The sequence below is a fragment of the Megasphaera sp. NM10 genome (genome assembly GCF_000417505.1).
Lineage (GTDB): Bacteria > Bacillota > Negativicutes > Veillonellales > Megasphaeraceae > Megasphaera > Megasphaera intestinihominis.
In genome coordinates this window covers 1-946 of sequence record NZ_APHY01000146.1, presented here as the reverse complement: position 1 = coordinate 946, position 946 = coordinate 1, and the positions used below count along the sequence as shown (strand labels likewise).

General features: G+C 45.6%; 1 protein-coding gene. It reads left to right on the top strand.

The features are described 5' to 3' along the window. The first annotated feature begins 88 nt into the window (after nt 1–88). Entirely contained in the window at nt 89–868 is a 780-nt protein-coding gene (locus NM10_RS12780; protein WP_071601870.1) for an integrase core domain-containing protein, read from the top strand. Nucleotides 869–946: the final 78 nt, after the last annotated feature.

Sequence of the window (946 nt, the reverse complement as noted above, 5' to 3'; positions counted from 1 at the left end):
TCAGTCATCGGTACGGCTTGATCACACCGGACGCCAGTCAGGCAGCTACACCTTATACACGTTTCGAAAAAGAAGCTCCTAACGACATGTGGCAAACCGATTCATCGGTCACTTCGCCTTGAAAAACCAAAGACGCTGCCATCCTTTGATGGTGATGGATGACCATTCCCGGTTCAACCTAAGCTGCCATGCTCAATACGGGGAAACCTTCGGCGATACGATACCGGTAATGAGAAAAATATTTCTGGAATACGGTATGCCAAAGGTAATTCTGTGCGACAATGGCAATCCATGGGGAACGGTCCAAAGCACCGGATTCACCAAGTATGAAGTATGGATGATGGAACGGGGCGTCCTGGTAATTCATGGAAGGATTAAACATCCTCAGACACAGGGCAAGCAGGAACGGATGAATCAGACGTTCCGGAAGGGATGCATACAAGGTCAGTTGTACAAGAATCTGCGGGATGCCCAATCCCATTTCGATGCTTTTCGGGATTTTTACAACAACAGACGGCCGCATACATCGCTTACGTTAGAAACTCCGGCATCGCAGTACACATCCAGCCTAAGGAAATATCCCCGCAGGATTCGTTCCTGGGACTACGGTGAAGGCCTTGAATTAAGGCGCATCAAAAGTTCCGGCTATCTCACCTACGGAGGACAAGGCTACTTTCTCAGTGAAGCATTAGGCAATAAAATTGTCGCTGTCCGGGAGACAAAGTTGGATGGAAACTCCATTTTAACCTTGTACTTTAGGCAATTCATCATCGGGAAGATTGACGTAAATAAGCAAGTATTCCTGATGAAACGGGCTTATCTGATTCACAACGATCCTCGTTTAGAAGGAAAATTAAAGCTTCAATAAGAAGAAATTTGTAAACGATGTGCTTGCATAAAGTGTAAAGGATGTCTTGCACAAAATGTAACGATGTTATTCTTGACA